Raw genomic sequence first — 546 nt, forward strand, 5'->3', positions numbered from 1 at the left:
GCAGGCGATAGAAGCTAGGAAGTTCGAATTACCAGAGTATCTAATTCCTATGCTGCAGTTGTTAAAAACACATACAACATTAGAAGCAGTAAAAAAGGCGCAAATATATGCCGGAAGACATCTTCGTCCGTATGTATCTACACTTACAGCGGAATTAGAAATGTATGCAGGATCGGATCAACCATTTCGAAACTTTGCAGCAGCCTTAAATAGTCCAGAAGTAAATACCTTTACGATTGCATTGCAACAAGCGCAAAAAACGGACAAGGTACAGAGTCTTCGTATTATGGATGCACAGATTAAAATGATGCGTGAGTTAAAACATGAGAACTATAACCGTCTCATTCAAAATAAACCAATGGAAATGAATAAATTTAACGTCGCAGTTATTGGATGTATTGTGATTTATCCAATGGTGATTGTTATTCAATCTTTAATGCAAGGATTTGCAAGTTTATAGAAGGCATTATCAAAAATGGAATAGGTAAAGGAGCAAGATATATGTTAACGAAAATGAAGAATTGGTTAAAAAATGAAGACTCACAA

At 35.3% G+C, this 546-nt stretch carries 1 pseudogene; it reads left to right on the plus strand.

From position 1 onward, the window contains the following. Positions 1–460 (plus strand): annotated as a pseudogene (locus MR170_RS31000) (hypothetical protein); the annotation flags it as partial. Positions 461–546: the final 86 nt, after the last annotated feature.

The sequence above is a fragment of the Bacillus cereus group sp. BfR-BA-01524 genome (assembly GCF_022662595.1).
Lineage (GTDB): Bacteria > Bacillota > Bacilli > Bacillales > Bacillaceae_G > Bacillus_A > Bacillus_A thuringiensis_S.